Consider the following 23074-nt stretch of genomic DNA (forward strand, 5'->3'; position numbering starts at 1 on the left):
GCTCGGTGGTCGCCGTACTCGAGGACTACGGGCAGACCGACCGGCTGAGCACGATGTCGTACAACCACCCGATCTTCTTCCTGCAGCAGTCCGGCTACCCGTGCTTCCACCTGGAGGTCGGTGGGCTGCCGCTGTGGGACGACCCGGACGCGGTCCGGTCGGTGTACCCGAACTCGAGGATCCATCTCGAGCTCGGCAAGCACGGGCCGATCGGGATGCTGGTCGCCGACTACGAGAGCGAGGAGCGGGTGCTCGCCGGGTTCGCCGAACTGGAGAGTCTGGGGATCGGGATCCACTCACCGCACCAGTGGAATGTCGACCGGCACGTCGAGCAGATCCTGGCCACCGTGCCGCGCACCGATCCGAAGGGCCTGCTGAACCCCGGGAAGCTCAACGTCTGAAGGGTTTTCGCCATGTACTTCGTGGACCGCACGTACGCCGAGATCGCCGAGCTGGACCCCGATACCGTCGCCGTCCTGCCGCTGGGTGCGATCGAGCAGCACGGCCCGCACCTGCCGGTGTCGACCGACTACCTGATCGCATCGTCGACCGCCGAGGCTGCCGTTTCGACGGCAGCTTCGGCGGGGGTGCCGGTCGTTCTGCTGCCCGCGCTCGCCTACACCAAGTCCGACGAGCACGCGTGGGCGCCGGGCACGATCTGGCTGTCGTGGGAGACGTTGATGCATACGCTGATCGACATCGGCCGGTCGCTGACGACGACACCGATCCGGCGGCTGTTCTTCCTCAACGGACATGGTGGAAACTCGGCGCTGGGGCAGGTCGCTTGCCGTGAGTTGCGGCGGGAGTTCGGGTTGCAGACGTTCCTCGGGCACCCGTCGGTGCCGGTGGACCACGGCGGCCGGACGGGCGAACCGTCGGAGCTCGGCATGGGCATCCACGGCGGATTCCACGAGACCTCGACGGTGCTGCATCTGCGGCCCGACCTGGTGCACCTGGAGTTGGCGGCGCCCGCAGTACCTGCTGGGCTCACGACGTACCAGCAGATCGGGTTCGGGAAGCCGGTGAGCTTCGGGTGGCTCTCGGACGACTTCGGGCCTGCCGGTCATATCGGTGACCCGACGGGCGCGACCGCGGCCGTCGGCAAGGCGCACTTCGAGGCCGCGGTGGAAACCACTTCGGCAGCGTTGGCCGAGGCGTCGCGGTTCTCGGTCAGCTGATCAGGGCGCTGATCTCGGCAGGGGTCAGCGCGGTGGGTGTGCCGTCCGTGACGAGCTTGGCGAATCCGCCGTCGTTGGCCATCACCGTGAGCGTCAAGAGCTGATCGGTCGCGCTGGTATTGAGGATGCGGTGCTCCGAACCAGGCTGCAGGACGAGTACGTCGCCCGCGGTCAGGTCGACCTGGTGGTCGTCGCTGTGTGCTTGTGCCGTGCCGGACAGGACGATGAAGATCTCCGCGGAGTCCTGGTGCGAGTTGAGCGGTTGCGCTCCGCCCGGCTCCCAGATCTCCAGGAACACACTCGTGCTCGATCCCTGCTTCGGCCCGGCCAGTTCGGCCAGGCGGACCGTGTCCTGCGGCGAGATCAGGTACGCCGGCAACTCGTGCAACCGGCGGACGACAGGCGGCTCCCCACTCATGGAGCAACGGTATCCCGCCGCCGTGACGCCCGCATGACGTTCACATGTCAGCGGGGGAGTCAGCGGGGGAGGAGGTCAGCTGATTGGAGTTGCTGCCAGATCTCGGACTGGTCGACGACCGCGACGCCGAGCTTCTCCGCCTTGGTGAGTTTCGAGGCGCCGACGTCGGCGCCGGTGATGAGCAGGTCGGTGCTGGCCGAGACCGACGACGCGATCGTCGCGCCGGCCTTCTCGCAGAGTCGCTGGAACGCGGGTCGCGCGACCTTCTCCCCGGAGCGGGGATCGCTGATGGATCCGGTGACGACGACGGTCTTGCCGGCCAGTGGTGCGCCCGCGGCCACGACCGGTGGCAGGTCTTCCTCGCGTACGTCGAGCGAGACGCCGGCTGCCCGGAGCCGCTCGAGCTCGGGCCGGAGGCGGGTGAGGTGCTCGACGAGTGAGGCGGCGACCTTCGGGCCGATGTCCTCCACGGCGACGAGGCCGTCCTCGCCCGCGTCGGCGACCGCTTCCAGGGAGGCGAATCCGGCCCGGCACAACCTGGCCGCGGTGCCTTCGGACGCCATCGGGATCGCGAGGCCGATCAGTGCGCGACGCAGCCCGACCTGCCGGCTCGTGTCGATCGACTCGATCATCCGGGCGGCCGAGATCTCGCCGATGCGATCGAACTCGAGCAGCCCCTCGGCCGTCAGCTTGTAGAAGTCCGACGGGTTCTCCAGGATCCCCGCCTCGGCCAGGCGCTCGATCCAGACTCCGCCGATCGCGTCGATATCGGCCGCGGCGCGGGACGCCCAGTGGATCAGCCGCCGTACGGTCTGGGCCGGGCACGAGACGTTGGTGCAGAACAGTTCGCGGCTGTTACCCTGCTCGGTCAGTGGCTGCTCGCACGACGGGCAGGTGCTGGGCGGCACGATGTCGCGCTCTTCTCCGGTGCGCTTCGACGCATCGAGTACGCCGGCCACGAACGGGATCACGTCACCGGCCCGGCGGACCAGGACCGTGTCGCCGATCTTGATGCCGCGGGCCTTGATCACCTCCTGGTTCGCCAGCGTCGCGCGCGTGACCGTCGTACCGCCGACGAAGACGGGCTCGAGCCAGGCGACCGGGGCGATCTTGCCGGTCTTGCCGACGTCCCAGACCACGTCGGCGAGCACCGTGGTCTTCTCCTCGGCGGCGAACTTGAACGCCAGCGCGCCCCGCGGAGAGCTCGACCGCGTGCCGGCGGCAGCGAAAGCATCGCGATCGGCGAGCCGCAGTACGGCGCCGTCGAGGTCGTAGTCCAGGTCGTTGCGCTGCTGCTCGATCGTGGAGATCACCGCCTGCGCCGCGGCGGCGTCGTCGCAGTGCCGCATGTCGGCGACGGTGAACCCCATCGTCTGCAGCGCGCGCTCGAGATCGGCGTCGGCCTGGTCGCTGAGCAGATCGAACGCCAGGAACTGCAGACGTCGCTCGGCTACCGTCGCCGCGTCCTTCGCACGGAGCGTCCCGGCCGCGGCGTTGCGCGGGTTGATCAGCGGCTTGTCCGGGTGCGCGGCGTTGTAGGCCGCGAACGTCGAGCGCAACATGACGGCCTCACCGCGGACCTCGACCCGATCCGGTACGTCGAGGCGGTCGGGGACACCGTCGGCGAGCGCGCGCACGAGCGGCGTCACGTCGTCGCCGGTCGTCCCGTCACCACGGGTGATCGCCCGCGCCAGCCGACCGTTCTCGTAGACGAGCGCCAAGGACAGACCGTCCAGCTTCGGCATGACGACCACCGGCTGGCCGGGGAAGCGACCGAAGAAGGCCTCGACCTGCTCCGGGCGGGTCGCCTTCTCCAGCGACAGCATCGGCCGCGAGTGCCGGATCGGGGCGTGCAGCACTGTCGGTGCGCCGACCTGCTCCAACGGGTTCGGGTCGGGCGCGAGCTCCGGATTGGCGTCGATGAGCGTCCGCAGCTCGTCCTCGATCGCGTCGTAGTCCGCGTCGGCGACCGTCGGCGTACCGCGGTAGTAGGCGTCACGCAGTACGACGATGCGATCGGCAAGTTCCTGGATCCGCTCCCCAATGTCCACGCCAGGACACTACAGAAACGCTCCGACAAATGGTCAGTCGATCACTTTCTCGTCGACGAGCTGTGTCGCCGCGCGTTTGCGGGGGAGCATCAGGGCCGGCACCAAGGTGAGGAGGACCAGCGACCACGCCACCCAGTACGTGTGCGAGAACGCGTCCGCGGCGTCGACCAGCCCGCGGGCGATCGCTGCGGGATCCAGGTGCAGCGCGGCGAGGTTCTCCGGCCGGGTGTTCGACAGGATCGCCGCCTGCGTCTCGCGGAGCCCGGCGCCCAGGCCCGGGATCTGCTGCGTACCGGGGATGATCGGCGAGTTGTTGAGCTGGTTGGTGAGGATGACCGACATCGTCGCGACGCCGCACGACGACGCGATCTGCTGGCTGATGTTGAGCAGCGTCGAGCCACGCGCGACCTGAGCGCCGGAGAGGGTCCGCAGCGCCGTCGTGAACAGCGGCATCATCGTGCCGCCCATCCCGAAGCCCATCACGACCAGCATCGCGATGATCGCGATGTACGGCGTGGTCGCGGTGATCTGGGTCAGACCGAACATGCCGATCACGATCCCCGCGATCCCGAACGGCACGATCCGGCCCACCGGTATCTTGTCGACCAGCCGTCCCGCGATCGGCATCGTCACCATCGCGCCGAGCCCCTGCGGCGCCACCAGCAGGCCGGCGTGCAGCGTGGACTCGCCGCGGATCTGCTGGAAGTACGTCGGCACCAGCAGCAGCCCGCCGAAGAAGGCGGCCGCGAACAGGAACATCGTGATGATCGAGACCGTCAGGTTGCGGTCGCGGAACAGCCGGAGGTCGAGCAGTGGATGCTGCGGCCGGAACGAGTGCCACACGAACGTCGCCATCAGCACGACGCCGATCAGGATCGAGACCCAGACCCGCGGCGCTCCGAAGTCACCGCCCTCGGCGGGGAGCGACGAGACGCCGAACAGGAACAGCGCGAGCCCCGGCGACATCAGCACGACTCCGAGGATGTCGAGCGACTCCGTGCGCTCCGCGGTGTCCTTGGCCAGCGCGCGCCAGGCGTAGACGAGCGCGATCACGCCGAGCGGCACGTTGATCAGGAAGATCCAGTGCCAGCTCGCCACCTGGATCAGCCAGCCGCCCAGGATCGGGCCGAGGATCGGGCCGAGCAGCATCGGTACGCCGAGGATGGCCATCAGCCGGCCCATCCGGTGCGGCCCCGCGGCCCGGGTCATGATCGTCATACCGAGCGGCATCAGCATGCCGCCGCCGAGCCCCTGGAGGACCCGGAAGCCGATCAGCATGTCGATGCTCGTCGCGGTCGCACACAGCGCGGACCCGGCCGTGAACAGGAAGATCGCGGTCATGTACAGCCGTTTGGTGCCGAACCGGTCGGCGGCCCAGCCGGTCAGCGGAATCACGGTCGCCAGTGCGAGCGTGTACGCCGTGACCGTCCAGGCGACGTGTGAATACGCGATCGGACTCTCGGGCGTGCCGAACTCGTCCTGGAAGGTCGGCAGCGCGACGTTGACCACGGTGATGTCGAGAATCGACATGATCGCGCCCAGCACCACGACACCGGCGATCTTGAGCACCGCGGCGTCGATATTGTCGGGATACTCGGTAGTGGGCTCGCTCACAGTCTGTCCCCCCTCGGCACGAAACATCCTGTGCAGACCCTACGCCCGAAACCCCACCCGAACGCTAGCCCTTTGACACCCGGTACACCGCGCGTCGCGAACAGTTACCCCTCTTGGACCTCGATCCAGGCCGTCTCGTTCGGTGAGATGGGTCAGGGTATGTCTAGTGGATCAGTAGACTTTGAGCCGGATCGCGTCCCGGTGGATTCGTTGCCATCGGCCCCGTTCACCAGGCGGGACCGCGGGCGCCGGGGCGCGGTCCGCATGCCGAGCAGAATGAGAGATGTGATGAGTGTCGACGAGGCCTACCGGTTGCGGTACGGCGCGGGTGCCGGGTTTGTGCCGCCGGCGGTGTGGAGCGACGTGCTCGCCCAGCAGCTCGGTCACCGGTCGGTGCGGGCGTATCGGCCGGATCCGGTGCCGGACGCAACGCTGACCGCGTTGATCGCGGCGGCGCAGTCGGCGCCGACGTCGGGCAACCTCCAGCTGTGGAGTGTGGTCGCGGTCCGCGACGAGCAACGCCGTACCCGATTGGCGAAGCTGGCCGGGGAGCAGGACTTCATCGCGCAGGCTCCGCTGTTCCTCGTCTGGCTGGCCGATCTCGCCAGGGCGCGGCAGATCACCACCGAGCTCGGGTCGGCGACCGCCGAGGCCGCGGACTTCGTCGAGGCAGCGGTACTGGCGTTCGTCGACGTCGCCCTGGCGGCCCAGAACGCCGCATTGGCCGCGGAGTCGCTGGGCCTCGGCACGGTCTTCGTCGGCGCGATCCGCAACCGTCCGCTCGACGTCGCGGACGAGCTCGGCCTACCGCCGAACGTGTTCCCGGTCTTCGGCCTGACCGTCGGCCGCCCGGACGGATTCGAGGAGACCGCGGTCAAGCCGCGCCTCCCGCAGCAGGCAGTCCTGCATCATGAGCAGTACGAGCTCGAGCCGCAGGCGTCGTACGTCGAGGCGTACGAAGACGTGCTGAATGCGTTCTACGCCGACGCCGGACTCCCGGCCGGGTGGATCGACCGTGTCATCAACCGCTTCGGCACCGTCGCGGGATTGAAGGGCCGCGAACATCTCCGCGAGGCCCTCCGCACCCGCGGTTTCGAACTGCGCTGACCTCAGCCCCTGTGCCTGATGTAGGCCGGGAGCGCGATCCATAACGTCACGAACCAGATCAGTACGCCGGCGACCATCGCTACGGCAGCGGGCCGGGGGAGGACGACGTCCAGCGCGATCAGTACGCCGCCGCACATCGACACGACGAGCAGCGCCATACCGCCCCGCGCCAGGCGGTCCGTGGTGGTGACCAGGCGGTCCCGCAACCGATGCCGGTACAGCACCCGATGCAGCGCGACCGGCGCCAGGAACAGCGCGACCGCCAGCGCCGCCGCGGTCAGCGTGCCGGCGTACACCACGTGCGTGAAACCGTCCGCGGCGTGGAACTGGTTCTGGAACGCGATCCCCAACAAGAAGGCGAACAGGATCTGCGTCCCGGTCTGCACGAGCCGCAGCTCCTGCAGCAGTTCGCTCCAGTGCCGATCGAGGCGCTCACCGGAGCTTTCGTCGTCACGCTCGTACGCCGCGGTCATCGGCAAGCCTTCCGTCGTACGTCGTCCTCCGGGTACCCATCGGGTGTTCTGATCAAGCGTTCGCGACGCGTGATCAACTGCGGGAAGGTGGTCGGCGCGAGGGTTGGGGGTGTGACTTCTACGTATGAATCGCCCGACCTCGACACTGGACGTGCGCGGTCTGGGCTGGTGTCGTTGCTCGCTCTCGATCTGGGGATCTGCCTGCTGGTGGCGAGCGAGTTCCTGCCGGCCAGCGTGTTGCCGCGGATGGCCGCGGACCTTGGCGTCTCCGAAGGGACCGCCGGGCTGGCCGTCGCCGCCACGGCGATCGCCGGTGCAGTGACGGCGCCTTCGATCGCTGTGGTGTTGCCGCGTGTGGATCGGCGACTCGTGCTGATCGGGTTGCTAGCGGTGGCTGCGGTGTCGGATCTGGCGGTGGCGTTGTCGCCCGGTTTCGTGGTTGTGCTGCTGAGCCGCCTGGTCCTCGGTGTCGCGATCGCCGGCTACTGGTCGTTCGCGTTCGGCGCTGGTGTCCACGCGCTTCCCGGGCGTGAGCGGTTGGTGTCGACGAGCCTGTCGGTCGGGGTGAGCCTCGCGACGATCGTTGCCGTGCCGCTGGCGTCCATCGGCGCGGACACCGCCGGGTGGCGGGTCGTCTTCGGGGTGGCGGCCGCGTTGACGGTGCTCAGCCTGCTCTTCCTGGTCCTGGTGTTCCCGTCGGTTCCGGCACACCCGGCGGCCGGCCTTGCGATGATGCGGAGCGCGCTGCGCAATCCACTGCTGATCGCGGGCCTGATCATGATCGTGTTCGCCGCACTGGGGAACTTCGTCGCCTACCCGTACATCCGGCTGGCGATCATGCGCATCGCGCCGGACGGTTCCGCCTGGCTGCTGCTGGTCTGGGGCCTGGGCGGATTGGTCGGGAACGTCGCGGCCGGCGCGTTGGCGTCCCGGTTGCGAGTTGCCTCCGCTGCGGCTCCGCTGTTGCTGTCCGCGGGGCTCGCCGTGACGGGGTACGCCGTCGGCGTCCCGATGCTCGCTGCGGGCGTGGTCGTGTGGGGGCTCGCGTTCAGCATGATGCCGGTCGTGACGCAGCTGTGGGTCGCTCGTGCCGAACGCGAACACACCGAGTCCGCCATGGGCCTGCAGGTGACCGCGTTCCAAGTGGCGATCACCGTCGGATCAGCCGTCGGTGGCGCGTTCGTGGACGGTCACGGCGTCGCGGCGACCCTCGTGCTCGGCGCGGTCTGTGCGGCCGTCAGCGGAATCGGCTTCGCGGTGTTGCGCAACCCCGGCTCGTGAAGGGTAGTGACTCTCCAGGACTGCGGTGACAGTCCATGTTCGGCGGCGAACGCCCGGCTGAAGGCCGCGATCGACCCGTAGCCGCACCGGGACGCGACCGCCTCGACCGGGAGGGTCGGATCGGACAGCAGCTTCCGGGCGGCGCCCATCCGCACCTCCCGCAACATCCGGACCGGGCTACGACCGAGCGCCTTCTGGAACCGTGCGCTGAGAGCGGACCGGGACAGGTGCACCAGGCTCGCCAGCGATTCGACGCTCCACTTGTACGCCGGGTCCGCGACCACCGCCTCGAGCACGCGAACCACGAGCGGGTCGGACGTCTGCGAGTCGGAACCCTGGTCCGCCAGCCAGGAGTCCGTCATCGCGGCACCGACGAGGTTGCCGTAACCGTCCGCAAACACGGATGCCCGGCAGGCACCGTCGAGCGGGCAGCCCCGGACCAGCTCGGCGACTCCTGGATGCCGCGCTGCGAACCCGCGAATCACCATCGGACTCGGGAAGGGGTACGCCGCGACAGCCACCCGGAGGTCTCCGACCGCAAGCTCCGCGCGAGCATCCGTGGTCACTGCGAAGCCGGTCCGTGAATCGAGCCAAGCCGCGTCGCCAGGCGCAAGCTGCGTGGTGCCGGCCGCTGTCCCGAGGTTCGCCGTACCGCCGAGCACCAAGAACCACAGCGGTCCGGGAGCGTTGAGCGACGCCGTACCGACGAGGACGCGGTGCGTCAGCTCGCTCAGGTCGAAGCGAGCGCTCGCGGGTCGTCCGCGAAGGTCAGATTGAGGCACAAACGGACAACAGCCCGGGTCGCTCGGTGTATTCCCCAGGTCAGCGTGGCGTAACGTTTCCAAGTGAGGAAACCGCAGCAATCCATCACAAGGACGCCGCCCATGCTGAGGGCGTCGCCGGTGCCACCGGGAAGCGGTACGGCGTGAAGGACGACGCGGGTCATGTCATGGACACCGTCAAGATCATCCAGGACTTGACCGGTGGATACCTCGCGGTCTCGCACCATCTGGCCGCTGACGGACACTTCCGGGTGAACCTCGCGACGTCGACGGATCTGCTCAACTGGCACTGGGTCCGCGAACTCGCAGGCAGCAACACCGGGCCGGCGTCGCAGCCGACGATCGTCCAGGCGTCGAACGGCGGATTCGTCCTCGCCTGGGAACAGGAACAGCCCGGCGGCGGCAACAACCACCTCGCCTTCCGGTACTTCGCGAGTCGCGCCGATCTCCTCGCCGGCCAGGTCAGCCGCGCGTACGGCGCACCTCGCCGGCTCTCCTCGTGCGCGGAAGGTACGCCGAACATCTACAGCGTCACGCTCTCACCCGACATCGACCACTCGACGATCGATGTCGGCGGCCACTACTGGTGGAACTGCGACCGCGACCGCCAGCAGCGCGGAACACTCACCAACTTCAACTCCTGGTCCACGTCCGCCCAATCGAACTTCGACAACGCCCTCCTCTACTGGGGCGTCAACGGCAACATCGGCGACCGCGACAACACGACGTTCCGCGGGTACCGCTTCGGGCTGATCGAAGGCCAGTACACCAAGGGCGACTTCGGTTCCTGGCGCACCTTCGTGTACGACTACCAGACCGGCAATGCCGACCGTACGACGATCTCCACCAACGGCGGCAGCACCGCGTTCGCCAACCCCACCATCACCAACCTGACAGCCCCGAACGGGCAGCCGGCCCTCGTCATCACCCTCTTCATCCCGAGCGAAGGCGCCGCGGCCGGCGAATCGGGCGAGCTGATCTACTACAAGACCTACTGAGTCAGCGCGACGGCGATCCGGGCCGCGACGGCAGCATTGTTCCGGGCAAGTGCGAGATTGGCCGGGATGCTCTGCCCGTCCGTCTCCTTCTCGATCCTCGCGAGCACGTACGGCGTGACGGCCGGACCCACGACCCCGGCTTGCGCGCTCGCCTCCAAGGCAGCCGTGAGTACGGCGTCGATGCGCGCCGCCGGGATCTCGTCGGCGACGGGAATCGGAACCGTCAGCAGTACACCGGTCGCCGGCCTCGCCCGGAAACGGAGTACGTCGCAAACCACCCGCTCGTCGTCGACGCGGTGCGGGATCGGCAAGCCGCTCGACCGTGTGTAGAAGGCGGGGAACCAGTCGTGCTGCCAACCCAGAACCGGTACGCCGGCGGTCTCGAGATACTCGAGTGTTCGCGGCAGGTCGAGGAAGGCCTTGGCACCGGCGCAGACGGTGATGACCGGGTGGTTCGCGATCGCGTCGAGGTCGGCCGAGACGTCCCCGCTGAGCTCCGATCCTCGATGGACACCGCCGATACCGCCGGTCGCGAACACGGAGATGCCGGCCGCGTGCGCGAGCGACACCGTCGCCGAGACGGTGGTGACGCCGACGTCCCATCCTTGTGCCTGCGCGACCGCGAGATCGCGTTCGGCGACCTTGCGGGTGCCTTGCAGTACTCGCTTTTCTTCGTCCGGCGAGAGACCGAGTTTGGCCTGCCCGTCGAGGATCGCAGCCACGGCCGGTACAGCGCCGTGGTCCCGTACCGCCTGCTTGCACAGTTCGAGCGCGTCGGCGTTCGCCGGGGCGGGCAGTCCGAGGTTGGAGAAGATCGTCGACTCGAGCGCCACGACGGCGCGGTGCTCGGCCAGGGCTCGGGCCACGTCGTCGGACAGAATGGGCTCAATCACACGCGGTTCCGTTCTCGTCAGCGGTCATGGACAGCGTGGCACCGGGCTCGCCGAGCACCCGTCTGGCAAGGGTATGACCCGCCTTGACCGCTTCGACGGCGTTGGCATGCTCGAGCACGGCGGACAGGAAGCCCGCCGCGAACGCGTCGCCTGCACCGGTCGTGTCGCGCACCTCGTCGACCGGCGGCACCGGGACAGTTGTCGATGTGTTCGCATCGAGATGGATCTCGGTGGGCTCGAGGCCGTTCTTGACGACAACCGTCGTACCAGATGTTGCGAGGTCGCGGAGGGAGCCGGCGTCGGCTTCGATGCCGTTGGCAAAGAGGTACGTCGGGTGCAGCGTCCTGATCAGGTCGCGGAACCGCGCAGGGCCGATCGAGTCGATGAGCGCGATCGAGGACGCGTCGATGGTGAGGATCGCGCCCTCGGCCCGTGCGATGGCCGAGGCGCGACTGAGGACGGACAGGGACGGGCCGACGAGGGAGTACGCCGAGAGGTGCACGGCCCTCGCTCCGGACAGCCAGAGGTCGGGTACGTCGGCGAGCTCGGCGGCAGCCGCCCGGTCCGGGTACATCGTGCGCTCGCCGGACTCGTCCACGATGACGACGATGGTGCCGGTCCGCCCCAGCCGCTGGACCTTCACGTCAACGCCGGCCTCCGTCAGGTCCCGCACCAGCGCAGCGCCAGCAGCATCGTCTCCCACCCGCCCGACGAACCGCACCGCCACCCCGAGCCGGCCGGCAAACGCAGCAACATTCGCCGCCGCACCACCACGAGTCCGACAAACCCGCGCCGGGTTGTCAGTCCCAACCCGAGCCACCCCCACCCCCCAAACCACCACATCCTCAACAAGATCCCCAACACAAACCAAAGCCCGCCGATCCAGCACACCCACCACCTCCCACACCCGCGCCGCCACCTCCTGGGCCACCACCTCCCGGCCGCCGTCACCTCCTGCGCCGTCACCTCCTGCGCCGTCACCTCCTGCGCCGTCACCTCCTGCGCCGTCACCTCCTGCGCCGTCACCTCCTGCGCCGCGACCTCCTGCGCCGCGACCTCCTGCGCCGCGACCTCCTGCGCCGCGACCTCCTGCGCCGCGACCTCCTGCGGTGCCTGAGCCGACGCTACGAGACCCCGTCGCCCCGTGCGAGCCTGCGGCATGTCGACCCCGCAGGCTGCTGGCCCGTTCGACAGGCGATGTCGGGAGCTCGAGGCGCGGCTCCGACCTGACGTGCGACTCCAGCCGTCGGCACCTTTGCCTCAGGCGGCTCTTGTGGCGCAGGTGCGGGTGGGCTGAGCCGGGAGTCACCGGATGGCCGACCCTCGGCACCCGCGTACGGGACTGGATATCCCCTCGTGTTGGGGGTTCTCCCCTCTAGTACCAACGGAGAACCCCCAACCGGAGGGGATATCCGGTCTTGTGACTGATGCGTGGGTGGTCGCCGGGTTCCAGGGCGGCGGGCCGGCTGTGATGTGCAAGCTCGACAGGATGTGTCGGGGGGTGGGGTAGTGCACCTGAGCGTGAACGTGTCTGTGCGTACGGCGTCTCGCCGGTGTACTACCTGTCGAGCGTGCACATCCCACCGCCGCGAGCGGCCGTCCCGCCACCAACCCGATCACCCAGCCGGCCACCCGGTGCTGCAGCCCCATGCCAGCCCGATGGTGGCCCGATGCCGGCGCGTCGGCGGGTCGCCACTGGCGGGTTATGTCACCGCTGGCCTGCTGCTTCCCGCCATCGGACACATAACCCGCCAGCCGGCAAGACAACACCCACCCGGGCGATCGCGCCACGAACCAGGCTGGCGCTGTTCGGCGAGAAGGACTGCCAGCAGCTGACCGCCGTATCCCGGCGCCGGGGGGCTGTCTTTGTGCACCAGATCCGTGTGCCGAGGTCGTTGTTGTGCGGATCTGGTGCACAAGGTGGGCGGTGTGGGGGTGACGGGTGGGACAGGACGTGGTGGTCCGGGGACAGGACGGTGGTGCGGACGGGAGGCGGTGGTGGAGACGGGAGGTGGCGTGGGGACAGGGCGTGGTGGGGGCGGGAGGCGGCACGGTCACTTGGGTGTGGGGGCGGAGAGGCTCAGGAGGTCGTTGAGGAGGTTGCGGCCGTGGGGCCAGGCTTCGAGGTTGCTGGTGGAGTTTAGGTGGCCGGCATTGTCTATGAGGTGGCAGTCGGCGTTCCAGGCGGTGGCGAAGGTGGTTGAGCGGTCGGGGGTGCAGTACGGGTCGTTTGTGCTGGCGACCAGGAGTGAGGGGCAGGGGAGTGGTTGCGTTGGGACGGACTGGAAGGTTCCGGCGCGGTCGGTTGGGAACGTGGGGTGTTGGGTGTCTGGGGGTGCCACCAGGAAAGCTGCTGTGGCGGAGCCTCCTGCGGCTAACCATGCGGCGGCGGTCCAGCAGCCCAGGCTGTGGGCGATCAGCACCACGTCGTCGTCGCGGCTGCGTGCGTCGTCGTACGCGCGCTGGACCGCCGCGACCCAGTCGTCGAGTTCGGGCTCGGTCCACGACGCCGGGGCGATCCGTACGGCGCGGTCGCCCCAGGACTGTTCCCATCGGGATTGCCAGTGCACGTTGTCGGAGCCGTCGATGCCCGGGAGGATGACCAACGCTGTCACTGCAGACCTCGCTTTCACTTGTGCAACCCACGACCGTGGGAGGCTTGAGACTCCGAGTCTGATCGAATCAACAGGCTGATCACAGCGTGGCAAGTGATCACAAAGACATTGGCGGCGACAACCATGGAATCACTCGACGAGATCGACCGGCGGATCCTCGCGCTGCTCCAGGCCGAGGGCCGCCTGACCGGTGCCGAGCTCGGCCGCCGGGTCGGGCTGTCCCAGCCGGCCGCGAGCGCGCGGGTCCAGCGACTCGAGAAGACTGGCGTTATCACCGGGTACCGGGCGATCGTCGACCCTGCCAAGCTCGGGCTCGGCATCACTGCCCACATCCGGCTGCGCACCTCGCACGCCCAACTAGAGCAGGCGCTCGCGCTCGCCTCCCGAACCCCCGACATCACCGCGATCCGTCGCGTTACCGGTGAGGACTGCCTGCTCTGCGACGTCCATTGCGCCGACGCGCGTCGCCTCGAGACCATCATCGACAGCCTCGCCCGGTTCGGCCCGGTGACCACTGCTCTCGTCCTGCACGACTACTCGGCGCGTGCGCTGACCCCGCCCTCGGCGTAAGCGGCCGTGAGACGGCGATTGTGCATTGATGCGCGAATCTGCATCATAGATTCCACTATTACGCAGGCGTGTGGAGTCGGAAGGAGTGGTCCGAAGTGACCGCGAAGTGGGAGTTCGTGCTCTGCGATGCGCTCGCGAAGGTGCACCCGGTGCGGGATCCGCGCCCGGTGTCCGCCGGCACCCGGTTCCAGGCCTTCCTCGGTGAGCGGGCGTCGTTCCAGCTTGCGTACCGCCCTCCGCTCGAGCCGACGTTCCGCGATCCGCGCCCGCTGCAAGTGCGGGTCGAAGGTACGGCGGGGGACCTGGTCGCCGTGTCGAGTGTGGAGCTCGTGCCGTGCTCGTTCGTCGCGCTCCCGGGGCATGACGACGGCTACGAGTTCGACGAGCCCGGCCTGTACCCGGATGTGCTGCGCCCGGTGCCGAACGGCGAGGCTCCGATCCGGTTCGGCAGCTGGGGCGCGCTGTGGTTCGACGTCACCACGACCGATCCGGCGCGGGCCGGCGTACACGAACTCACGATCGTAGTGAGCGCTCCCAACGGCTCCGAGCTGCATCGCGCGCAGGTCGCCGTCGAGATCACGGGGATCGAGTTGCCGCCGCTCGACATCGTGTCGGGGCACTGGATACATCTCGATTCGCTCGCGGACCACTACGGCGTCGAGGTGTTCAGCGAAGAGCACTGGGCCATTGTGGAGCGGTTCATGGCGTCCGCGGTCGAGATGGGTGCGACGTCCTTGCTCGCGCCGGTTTGGACGCCGCCGCTCGATACTGCGATCGGTACTTACCGCACGGTGGTGCAGCTGATCGACATCACGGCGACCGACGACGGGTACGTGTTCGGGTTCGATCGGCTGCGGCGTTGGCTCGAGCTGTGTCGGCGTACCGGGATCACCGGGGTCGAGGTCGCGCATTTGTTCACCCAGTGGGGCGCGAAGGCGACGCCCGGCATCGTGGTTGGCGAGGAGCGGGCGTTCGGGTGGGACGTGCCGGCGACCGACGTACGGTACCGGGAATTGATCGAAGCGCTACTGCCCGCGCTGCAGGCCGTGCTCGACGAGGAGTGGGACCGCGACCACGTCGTCTTCCACATCTCCGACGAGCCGTCGGGGGAGGACGGGCTCGCGAGCTACCTCGCCGCGAAGGCCGTCGTTGCCGATCTGCTGAAGGGCTGGACGGTCGTCGACGCGTTGAGTGAGCACTCGTTCTATACGTCGGGTGCTGTGGAGGTGCCTGTCGTCGCGACCGATCATGTGGAGCCGTTCCTGGCCGAGCGTCCGGAACGTCTGTGGGTGTACTACTGCGTCAGCCAGGATCGCGATGTCGCCAACAGGTTCATCGGGATGCCGTCGGCGCGGAACCGTGCGATCGGGCACCAGCTGTTCGCGTCCGGCGTTGACGGGTTTCTGCACTGGGGATTCAACTTCTGGTACACCTGGCACTCGACCCGGCGGGTGGATCCGTTCGCGGACACATCGGCCGGTGGGGCATTCCCGTCCGGAGATCCCTTCGCCGTCTATCCCGGACCAGACGGTACGCCGTGGCCGTCGCTGCGCCACCGCGTGTTCGCCCAGGCGATGTGGGACCACCGCGCGCTCCAGGCAGTACGCGCGCTCCACGGCAACGCGGCGGCCCTCGACCTCATCGACCCCGATCGCACCCTCCGCTTCAACCGGCCAGTACTCGACCCGAACCACTACTACCAAGCCCGCCAACGCATCACCGAGGCACTGACCACTGCAGCAGCGGCTAGCGGTAGCCGCGTTTGAGGAGGTACTTCGCTCCGGCTTCGTAGCCCTTCGGGGTGAGGAGCTCGAAGCCGAAGGCATCGGCGAGGCGGCTGGTGGTGTTGAACACGGTGCACACGGCGAGTGCGTCCTTGACCTGCTGAGGTGACACGCCGACGGCCAGGACCTCACGGACGTCGTGGGCGTCGACATGTCCGTCGCGGATCAACTTGCCGAGCATGCGCAGCGTCGCCCGGAGCGGCTCGTCGATCGGCGCCGATTCCAGGTCGTCCAGGACCGCCGCCACCCGCGGACCATCCTGGTAGGCGAGGCCTGCGGTCGCGGTGTGCGCGCCGATGCAGAACGCGGACTGGTTCAGCATGGACACGTACGCCGCCATCAGCTCGCGATCGCCGACGGACCATTCGGAAGGCCCGCGCAGCGCCTCGTGGGTGAACTCCTTGGCCGGGTTGCCGTAGAAGTCGGATCGGTAGAAGGTCAGTTTCGCGGCGTCGGGGAGCGGCTGCCCGGAGAACAGCCGGATCATCGCGAACATCAGCTTCGTTCCGGGCCGGTAGCCGTGGTTGAGGATGTCAAGATGCATGGCCCGGCGCCTCCTCGGAGATCGCCTCGGCCAGCGCCGCCAACCCGGCTTCGTACAGGCGGGTCGAGTGACCGACCGCGGCGCAGATCACCAGCTCGAACACCTCGTCCTCGGTGCAGCCCGCTACGGCCAGGTCAGCCGCGTTGATGCGTACCGGCGTACGAGTGACCTTGCTGATCAGCGTGCTCAACGGTGGCGCGAGACCCTCGTCGTTGAACGCACACGAGCGCTGCTCGGCAGATGCTCTGCCGTCACCGGTCAGGATCCGAGCCACCAGCGCGCGGTGCGCTGCCCGTTTCGTGTCTTCCGGCACTGTGCCGTCACCTCCTCGGCGGACTCGGCCGTCCGCCCTCAGAAGTATGACGATCAGCGCAACACGAAATGCGACACGTAGGCAGTGCTACTTGGCTTACTTGGTGACGAGGGAGCGGAGCAGGAAGCTGACGTTGGCGGGGCGCTCGGCGAGGCGGCGCATGAAGTACCCGTACCAGTCGTCGCCGTACGGCACGTAGATGCGCACCCGCGACCCCTGCGAGCGGAGCTGCTCCTGCGCGCTCGGCCGGATGCCGTACAGCATCTGGAACTCGAAGTCGTCCGGACCCTTGCCGTGCTGCGTCGCCAGTGCCTGTGCGATCGCGATCATCCGCGGGTCGTGGCTGGCGATCATCGGGTAGCCGAGTCCGGCCATCAGGATGCCGATGCAGCGGGCGTACGCGCGGTCGACGTCGGCCTTCGCGGGGTGGGCGACGGACTTCGGCTCGGCGTATGCGCCCTTGACGAGGCGGACCCGCGACCCGGTGGTGGCGAGGTCGCGGCAGTCGGCCTCGGTGCGGTACAGCATCGCCTGCAGCGCGACGCCGACTGTCGGGTGGTCCTTGCGCAGCTCGGCCAGGATGCCGAGGGTGGAGTCGACCGTGGTGTGGTCCTCCATGTCGAGCGTGACGGTCATGCCGGCGTCGGCGGCCGCGGCGCAGATCGCGTACGCGTTCTCGGCGGCCAGCGCCTCGCCGTCGCCGGGCAGCGCCTGGCCCATCGCGGAGAGCTTGAGCGATGCCTCGGACCTGGTCGCGAGTCCCTGGTCGGCCAGCTGCTCGATCAGCGTGAGGTACGCGTCCCGGGTGGCCTCGGCCTGGGCCCGGTCGAGCGTGTCCTCGCCGAGGTGGTCGAGGGTCACGGCGAAGCCGCCGGACGTCAGCCGGCTTGTGGTGTCGACGGCGGCGTACACGTCGTCACCGGCGATGAAGCGCGTGACGACCTTGCGCGTCACCGGGGACTTGGTGACGACGGCCCGGACACGACGGCTGCGGGATGCGGCGAGCAGAGCGGTTCCAAGCACGGCGGACTCCTCGGGGTCAGGATGTGAGTGCACTGTAAGTACCGGTACGCCCCGCGGGCGTTATCCAGCTGACAGATCGTCCGGCGCAGTTCGTCGTACAAATGTCTAAGCTGGTCCTATGGACCTCGATGACCTGGTCGGCGCGATCTCGGACGCGTTCGGTACGCCGGCTGTGCTCGAGGACCGCGACTTCAACCTGATCGCGTTCAACACGCAGCCGGACGAGATCGACGCGGTCCGGGCCGGGTCGATCCTGCGGCGCCGTTCGACCGCTGACGTCCGGAGCTGGTTCGAGCAGTTCGGCATCGCCACCGCGGCCGGACCGGTCCGCACGCCATCCGAGCCGAGCCTCGGCATCCTGCCGCGGCTGTGTCTGCCCGTCCGGTGGAACGGTGTGACGTATGGATACTTCTGGTTGCTCGACCCCGAAGGCGGATTGGGTACGCCGGCGCAACTCGAGGCGACCGCCGCGATCGCGCGGGACGCGGGTGCTCTACTCGCTCAGCGGGCCCGCGGGAGTCGCGACGCGTCACTGCTGCTCACCAACCTGCTCGCACCCGATGACGCGGTCTCGGCGCGCGCGGTCGAGGAGCTCGACAGCCGCGGGCTGGTGCAGCGGACGGCGTACGTCGTGGTTGTGCATGCAGAGCAGCCGTCGCGTGAGGTCGTGCCGCTCAACCTGTGGTCGCTGCCGCGCCACGTGCTCGCGACCTCGGGGGAGGGCTTCACGACGTTGCTGGTCGAGCTCGCGAACGAGCGGATGTCCTTGATCGACCAGGCGATCGACCGGCTCCGGCAACTACACGCCCAACGCCTCGGCGATCAGGCCGCGGCGCGCCTGCTCGTCGGTGTCGGCGAGCCGCAGCGCGGTGTCGCCCACGCGCGGACCAGCCACGAACAGGCCCGTCGCGCCACCAAGATCCTGGCCGCGGTGCCGCGCCTCGGTCCGGTCGCTCATTGGTCGGATCTCGGCGTACTCCGGCTGATCTCTTGTGGTCCGCGGTCGGCCCTGGTGGACGCCGTACTCGACCCCCGAGCGCAGCGGCTGATCGACGCGGGCGGTGAGCTGGTGAGGACAGCACAGGTCTTCCTGGACCGGGCCGGCAACATCCAGGAGCTGGCAGCGGAGCTCGCGATCCACCGCCAGACGGCGTACTACCGGATCCGCCGGATCGAGACCATCACCGGCTTCGACCTGCACCGCGGCGAGGATCGCCTCACCCTCCACCTCGCCCTGACAATGGCACCGCTGCTCCTGCCCACCGGACAACCATCTGAAGGAGAACGACGTGCTGGTCAATGACCGCGGCTCTGCCCAAGGCACGCTCATCGTGACCAATGCGACTGTCTTCGACGGTGAGAATGCTGAACTTGTCGACGGGCCGGTTGCGGTCCAGGACGGGCGGATCGTTGCGGTCGGGGACACAGGGGCCCTGGGGGACGGCGCCGTTGTCGTCGACGCCAAGGGCGGCACGGTTCTGCCTGGGTTGATCGACGCGCATTGTCATCCGTACGGCATCAGTCTGGACATGGTCGACATCGAGGCGAGCCCGCTGAGCTATATCGCGATCGTCGCCGCCGGCCGGTTGCGTAACGCGTTGCGGCGTGGCTTCACGACGATCCGCGATGTCGCGGGCGGTGAGGCCGGGCTGGCGAAGGCGATCGCCGAGGGCCGGCTGGAGGCGCCCCGGTACCTGTTCACCGGGCCGGCGTTGAGCCAAACCGGTGGGCACGGCGACGCGCGGCCCGCGCACTGGGACACGTGTCCTTGCCACAGTCACACGACCGAGGTCGTCGACGGGGTGGACCCGTTGCGTCGCGCCGTACGCGAGCGTTTCCGGCAGGGCGCGCACGCGATCAAGATCATGACGTCGGGCGGTGTGGTCTCGCTGACGGACCCGATCCGGATCCCGCAGTACTCCGAGGACGAGATCCGCGCGGTCACGGCCGAGGCGGCGCGGCGGGGGAGTTACGTCGCGGCGCATTCGTACTCGCCGGAAGCGATCGTGCACTCGGTGCGGAACGGCGTACGGTCGATCGAGCACGGCAACCTGCTCGACAGCGCGTCGGCGGCGGCGATGGCTGAGCACGGGGCGTTCCTCATTCCGACATTGGCGGCGTACGACGCGATGGACCGGCGTGGCGTGGAACTCGGGATGGCCGCGGTGTCGCGGGACAAGAACCGGGAGGTGCTCGACGCGGGTCGGCAGGCGATCGAGCTCGCTGTTGCCGCGGGGGTTCCGGTCGGGTTCGGCACCGACCTGATGGGCGAGTTGGAGGAGGAGCAGCTCAACGGGTTGCGGCTGCAGAGCGAGGTGCTCGGCATGCTCGACACCCTGCGCTGCGCGACGTCCGTCAACGCGCGCCTGCTGGGGCTGGAGGATCTCGGCGTGGTCCGGCCCGGGGCGATCGCGGACCTTCTCGTAGTCTCGGGCAACCCGTTGGAGCAGCCCGAATGCCTGTGGGATCCGGCCGCACCACGGATCGTCATCCAGGGCGGACGCGTCGTAGGAGATCCATGCCGGACAGCATCAGGTTCATCGACCGGGCGGCCCTCGAGCGCACCCTCGGCTGGGCGGAGGCGATCGACGCACTCGAGGACGCGTTGGTCTCCGGCGCCGCGCCCGGGAACACACCGCCGCGGACGTTCGTGGAGATGTCCGGCGGCCAGGTCATCCTGATGCCGGGTGAGGTCGGGCCGCACGTCGGCGTGAAGGTCGTGTCGGTCAGCCCCGGCAACGCGGCCCGCGGCCTGCCCCGGATCCAGGGCGTCCACATCGCGTTCGACGGGCCGACGCTACGCCCGATCGCCGTCATCGACGCCGAGTCGCTGACGTTGCGCCGTACGGCGAGTCTCTCGGCGCTCGCCGTACGTCGGCTGGCGACCACGGACTCGAACTCGTTGCTCGTGTTCGGGACGGGGCCGCAGGCGTTGAGCCATGCCCTGGCGATCAACGCGGTTCGCCCGCTGGACCAGGTCGTCGTCGTGGGCCGCAGGGTCGAGGCGGTCGCCGCGCTCGTCGGCCAGGTTGAAACGCACGGTCTCGCGGCTCGAGCTGGGACTCCCGAGGACGTCGCGAACGTCGACCTGGTCGCCTGCTGTACGACGGCGACCGAGCCGTTGTTCGACTCCGAGCTCCTCCGGGCGGAAGCGACCGTGGTTGCTGTTGGGTCGCACGAGCCAGCTGCCCGCGAGGTGGATACGAACCTCGTCCGCCGGGCCACCGTCGTGGTCGAATCCCGTGCCTCCGCGCTGGGCCAGGCCGGAGACATCATCCTCGCCATCGCGGACGGCGTACCCGAAAGCAACGCGATCACGGCCGACCTCCACGAACTCGCCACGGGTCGGCTCGACATCACCCCCGGCGCCCCACGCCTCTTCAAAAGCGTCGGCGAAGCCTGGTGCGACGTCGTCACCGCCACCGCCGCCCTTCAGAGAACTCGCCGGCCATCAGACTGACCGATCAAATGCCGCGGGTGGGCCGCTAGGTTCGGTGTCGAGGCGGCGTAGGGCTGCTGAGAAGCGGCCGCCGGACTTGAGGCGGGCGGTGCCGGTGCTGTAGTCGGTCACCTGTTGCCACTCGTTGCCGATCACGTAGTAGACGTGCGGGCTCACCGGTCCTGGGGAGTCGGCGAAGAAGCAGTTGGCGAGTTCGGTGAGCATTCCGCAGGCGGGGACCACCGTCTGATCTCGGATCACGTGGACGAGCAGCATGTCCCGGGACGGCATGGCCACGAGGCAACCGAACGGTGGATTCTCGACGCGCAGCGATTCGCGCAGCACGGTGTCGAGGACCAGCGCCCGCGAGGCGGTGAACATGCCACCGGTCAGCATCGCGATCTCGGCGCCGTGCTCACCGGGCTGTTGCACGAGCTCGACCTCGTCCTTGAGGCGGCGCAGGTTCGCCAGGCCCATCCGGGCGATTTCGTCCCACGGCACGCCGAGGGAGTCGAGGTCGAAATGCATCGCGACCGCTCGCCCGGTGTAGGTCGCCGGCGCGGTGACCACACCCGGCACGAACTCCGGCACCCGGTCGGTCCAGCTGCGCTCGATCGTGGCTGCGCAGACCAACCGAAGGTAGAGCTCGTTCTCCAGGTCTTCGGGGACCATCGGCCGCTCGCCCAAAGGGAGCATCTGGTCGAAATGCGCAGCCACGGCCGAGCGCCATTGCTGTCGTGGCAACCCGCCGACGGTGCGCGCGAGGTTCGCGAGTCCGGCAGACGGAGCGTCGCCCACCGGATCGTCGGCGGCTCTGATCGGCACGAGTGCGCCGGTGCCGTCGTACCGCATCGAAAACCCGCGTTCCGCGACCGCGGCCTCGGCCAGCCGGACCAACCGGTCGGCCTGCGCCATCGTCAGCGGTGCCAGCACCGGGTGCGGCCGATCCTCGTCGCCGCCGGTGTGTCGCCTGCTGCCTCCACGGTCGCTCCGGCGGCCGTCTCTGTCCTTGTGAGCACTCATCGAGCACCTCCTTTGCCCCAAGAACATATGGACTTTCGGGCACCGGAACGGCCGGACTTTGCAATCTGTGGATAACCCACACCGAAGCCGGACATTCCGAAGGAGTGCGGCAGATCTCCGCCCCTACCTCACCGATTGTCACGAGTTGATGCCGTACTGTGACAGGACGGTTTCAACTCATCGGGGGGTCAACAAGGAGGCAGTCGTGGAATCACCAAGTCCTGCGGCTCGGATCGGTGCGGAGTTCCTGGGAACCTTTTGGCTCGTGTTCGGCGGCTGCGGTGCGGCCGTTCTGGCTGGTGTCGTGCTCAACCCGGACAAGGTCCCGGTCGGCATCGGCTACCTCGGCGTGGCGCTGGCGTTCGGCCTGACCGTGCTGACGATGGCGTTCGCCGTCGGTCATGTCTCCGGTGGGCACTTCAACCCGGCCGTGACGATCGGCCTCGCGGTGGCCAAGCGGATCGAGTGGAAATGGGTTCCGACGTACATCGTGACCCAGGTCGTCGCCGGTACTGCTGCCGGAGCGATTCTGCTGGCCGTTGCCAGCGGCAAGGACGGCTTCAGCGCCGCCGACAGTGGTTTCGCCAGCAACGGTTACGGTGACCGGTCGCCCGGTGGGTACTCGCTGCTGGCCTGCGCGATCGTCGAGATCGTGCTGACAGCCTTCTTCCTGTACGTGATCCTCGGCGCGACCGACGACCGGGCGCCCAAGGGCTTCGCTCCGATCGCCATCGGGCTCGCCCTCACGCTGATCCATCTCGTCGGCATCCCGGTCACCAACACGTCGGTCAACCCGGCACGGTCGCTCGGCGTCGCCTGGTTCGCCGGCGGTTCGGCGCTCGGCCAGGTCTGGCTGTTCGTCGTCGCCCCGATCGTCGGCGCGGCGATCGCCGGCATCACGTACGCCGTCATCACCGGCGCCCGCGGACCCGAGGTCGACGAGGGGGTAGCCAACAACCCCTGACAAG

Annotated in this window: 22 protein-coding genes and 1 pseudogene; 11 read left to right on the forward strand and 12 right to left on the reverse strand. The window is 68.6% G+C overall.

Annotation, left to right across the window (positions count from 1 at the left end; all coding sequences use genetic code 11):
• Together ACWF0M_RS00005 and ACWF0M_RS00010 are read left to right on the forward strand one after the other, a co-directional pair.
• Positions 1 to 401: pseudogene (locus tag ACWF0M_RS00005) on the forward strand (FAD-binding oxidoreductase); the annotation flags it as partial.
• A gap of 12 nt (positions 402 to 413) precedes the next feature.
• Positions 414 to 1178 carry a creatininase family protein gene (locus ACWF0M_RS00010; protein WP_452233336.1) on the forward strand — a complete coding sequence of 255 codons (765 nt, stop codon included), beginning with the start codon at positions 414 to 416 and terminating at the stop codon, positions 1176 to 1178.
• Here the strand turns inward: ACWF0M_RS00010 and ACWF0M_RS00015 are convergent.
• Genes ACWF0M_RS00015 through ACWF0M_RS00025 form a run of 3 tightly spaced genes read right to left on the reverse strand, consistent with a single transcriptional unit; the run spans position 1171 to position 5261 of the window.
• Positions 1171 to 1596: a cupin domain-containing protein gene (locus ACWF0M_RS00015; protein ID WP_452233337.1), complete on the reverse strand. Its 426-nt coding sequence runs from the start codon at positions 1594 to 1596 to the stop codon at positions 1171 to 1173. The genes ACWF0M_RS00010 and ACWF0M_RS00015 overlap by 8 nt on opposite strands.
• A 59-nt stretch (positions 1597 to 1655) precedes the next feature.
• A complete protein-coding gene (ligA, locus tag ACWF0M_RS00020; RefSeq protein WP_452233338.1) occupies positions 1656 to 3647 on the reverse strand; it encodes an NAD-dependent DNA ligase LigA in 1992 nt (663 codons plus the stop codon).
• A 33-nt stretch (positions 3648 to 3680) separates the two neighbouring features.
• Positions 3681 to 5261 (reverse strand): DHA2 family efflux MFS transporter permease subunit, encoded by a 1581-nt coding sequence (locus tag ACWF0M_RS00025; protein ID WP_452233339.1) that lies wholly within the window; start codon positions 5259 to 5261, stop codon positions 3681 to 3683.
• A 288-nt stretch (positions 5262 to 5549) separates the two neighbouring features.
• Here ACWF0M_RS00025 and ACWF0M_RS00030 point away from each other — a divergent pair, with 288 nt between their 5' ends.
• Positions 5550 to 6368, forward strand: a complete 819-nt coding sequence (locus ACWF0M_RS00030; RefSeq protein ID WP_452233340.1) for a nitroreductase family protein — start codon at positions 5550 to 5552, stop codon at positions 6366 to 6368.
• A gap of 2 nt (positions 6369 to 6370) precedes the next feature.
• Here the strand turns inward: ACWF0M_RS00030 and ACWF0M_RS00035 are convergent, their stop codons facing one another.
• The gene (locus ACWF0M_RS00035) at positions 6371 to 6841 is read right to left on the reverse strand and encodes a DUF6328 family protein (protein ID WP_452233341.1); all 471 of its coding nucleotides are present in this window, start codon (positions 6839 to 6841) and stop codon (positions 6371 to 6373) included.
• Between the two features lie 111 nt (positions 6842 to 6952).
• On the opposite strand from ACWF0M_RS00035, the gene ACWF0M_RS00040 reads away from it, so the two are divergent.
• Positions 6953 to 8122: an MFS transporter gene (locus ACWF0M_RS00040; protein ID WP_452233342.1), complete on the forward strand. Its 1170-nt coding sequence runs from the start codon at positions 6953 to 6955 to the stop codon at positions 8120 to 8122.
• On the opposite strand, the gene ACWF0M_RS00045 is transcribed toward ACWF0M_RS00040, so the two are convergent.
• Positions 8032 to 8904, reverse strand: coding sequence for a helix-turn-helix domain-containing protein (locus tag ACWF0M_RS00045; RefSeq protein WP_452233343.1), 873 nt, complete (start codon positions 8902 to 8904; stop codon positions 8032 to 8034). The two genes, ACWF0M_RS00040 and ACWF0M_RS00045, sit on opposite strands and share 91 nt — an antisense overlap.
• A 143-nt stretch (positions 8905 to 9047) precedes the next feature.
• Here ACWF0M_RS00045 and ACWF0M_RS00050 point away from each other — a divergent pair, with 143 nt between their 5' ends.
• Positions 9048 to 9902, forward strand: a complete 855-nt coding sequence (locus ACWF0M_RS00050) for a hypothetical protein (RefSeq protein ID WP_452233344.1) — start codon at positions 9048 to 9050, stop codon at positions 9900 to 9902.
• Here ACWF0M_RS00050 and ACWF0M_RS00055 read toward each other — a convergent pair.
• The 3 genes from ACWF0M_RS00055 to ACWF0M_RS00065 all read right to left on the reverse strand — a co-directional run bounded on the left by ACWF0M_RS00055 (position 9896) and on the right by ACWF0M_RS00065 (position 13410).
• The gene (locus ACWF0M_RS00055; RefSeq protein ID WP_452233345.1) at positions 9896 to 10795 is read right to left on the reverse strand and encodes a pseudouridine-5'-phosphate glycosidase; all 900 of its coding nucleotides are present in this window, start codon (positions 10793 to 10795) and stop codon (positions 9896 to 9898) included. The genes ACWF0M_RS00050 and ACWF0M_RS00055 overlap by 7 nt on opposite strands.
• Positions 10788 to 12125, reverse strand: a complete 1338-nt coding sequence (locus tag ACWF0M_RS00060) for a carbohydrate kinase family protein (RefSeq protein WP_452233346.1) — start codon at positions 12123 to 12125, stop codon at positions 10788 to 10790. Before ACWF0M_RS00060 ends, ACWF0M_RS00055 begins: the two co-directional genes overlap by 8 nt.
• Positions 12126 to 12849: 724 nt before the next feature.
• The gene (locus ACWF0M_RS00065) at positions 12850 to 13410 is read right to left on the reverse strand and encodes an RBBP9/YdeN family alpha/beta hydrolase (RefSeq protein WP_452233347.1); all 561 of its coding nucleotides are present in this window, start codon (positions 13408 to 13410) and stop codon (positions 12850 to 12852) included.
• 123 nt (positions 13411 to 13533) lie between these two features.
• Here ACWF0M_RS00065 and ACWF0M_RS00070 point away from each other — a divergent pair, with 123 nt between their 5' ends.
• Complete coding sequence (locus ACWF0M_RS00070; RefSeq protein WP_452233348.1) at positions 13534 to 13980, forward strand: Lrp/AsnC family transcriptional regulator; 447 nt, start codon at positions 13534 to 13536, stop codon at positions 13978 to 13980.
• A gap of 95 nt (positions 13981 to 14075) precedes the next feature.
• Entirely contained in the window at positions 14076 to 15746 is a 1671-nt protein-coding gene (locus ACWF0M_RS00075) for a DUF4091 domain-containing protein (RefSeq protein WP_452233349.1), read from the forward strand.
• Here ACWF0M_RS00075 and ACWF0M_RS00080 read toward each other — a convergent pair.
• The 3 genes from ACWF0M_RS00080 to ACWF0M_RS00090 form a co-directional block, all read right to left on the reverse strand.
• Positions 15727 to 16308, reverse strand: a complete 582-nt coding sequence (locus ACWF0M_RS00080; protein WP_452233350.1) for a carboxymuconolactone decarboxylase family protein — start codon at positions 16306 to 16308, stop codon at positions 15727 to 15729. The genes ACWF0M_RS00075 and ACWF0M_RS00080 overlap by 20 nt on opposite strands.
• On the reverse strand, positions 16298 to 16621 hold the full coding sequence (locus ACWF0M_RS00085) for a hypothetical protein (protein WP_452233351.1): 324 nt from the start codon (positions 16619 to 16621) through the stop codon (positions 16298 to 16300). Before ACWF0M_RS00085 ends, ACWF0M_RS00080 begins: the two co-directional genes overlap by 11 nt.
• Before the next feature lie 96 nt (positions 16622 to 16717).
• Entirely contained in the window at positions 16718 to 17644 is a 927-nt protein-coding gene (locus ACWF0M_RS00090; RefSeq protein WP_452233352.1) for a proline dehydrogenase family protein, read from the reverse strand.
• A 118-nt stretch (positions 17645 to 17762) separates the two neighbouring features.
• Between ACWF0M_RS00090 and ACWF0M_RS00095 the strand changes: the two genes are divergently transcribed.
• From ACWF0M_RS00095 to ACWF0M_RS00105, 3 genes are read left to right on the forward strand one after another with little or no spacing between them, the layout of a single operon-like run.
• Positions 17763 to 18947, forward strand: a complete 1185-nt coding sequence (locus ACWF0M_RS00095; RefSeq protein ID WP_452233353.1) for a PucR family transcriptional regulator — start codon at positions 17763 to 17765, stop codon at positions 18945 to 18947.
• Positions 18934 to 20325, forward strand: coding sequence for an amidohydrolase family protein (locus tag ACWF0M_RS00100; RefSeq protein WP_452233354.1), 1392 nt, complete (start codon positions 18934 to 18936; stop codon positions 20323 to 20325). The genes ACWF0M_RS00095 and ACWF0M_RS00100 overlap by 14 nt, the downstream gene beginning before the upstream one ends.
• Positions 20250 to 21104, forward strand: coding sequence for an ornithine cyclodeaminase family protein (locus ACWF0M_RS00105; protein WP_452233905.1), 855 nt, complete (start codon positions 20250 to 20252; stop codon positions 21102 to 21104). Before ACWF0M_RS00100 ends, ACWF0M_RS00105 begins: the two co-directional genes overlap by 76 nt.
• Here ACWF0M_RS00105 and ACWF0M_RS00110 read toward each other — a convergent pair.
• Positions 21096 to 22106, reverse strand: a complete 1011-nt coding sequence (locus ACWF0M_RS00110) for a hypothetical protein (protein ID WP_452233355.1) — start codon at positions 22104 to 22106, stop codon at positions 21096 to 21098. The genes ACWF0M_RS00105 and ACWF0M_RS00110 overlap by 9 nt on opposite strands.
• Before the next feature lie 205 nt (positions 22107 to 22311).
• Here ACWF0M_RS00110 and aqpZ point away from each other — a divergent pair, with 205 nt between their 5' ends.
• Positions 22312 to 23070, forward strand: coding sequence for an aquaporin Z (gene aqpZ, locus ACWF0M_RS00115; RefSeq protein WP_452233356.1), 759 nt, complete (start codon positions 22312 to 22314; stop codon positions 23068 to 23070).
• Positions 23071 to 23074 lie beyond the last annotated feature (4 nt).

This window comes from Kribbella sp. NPDC055110 (assembly GCF_053607525.1).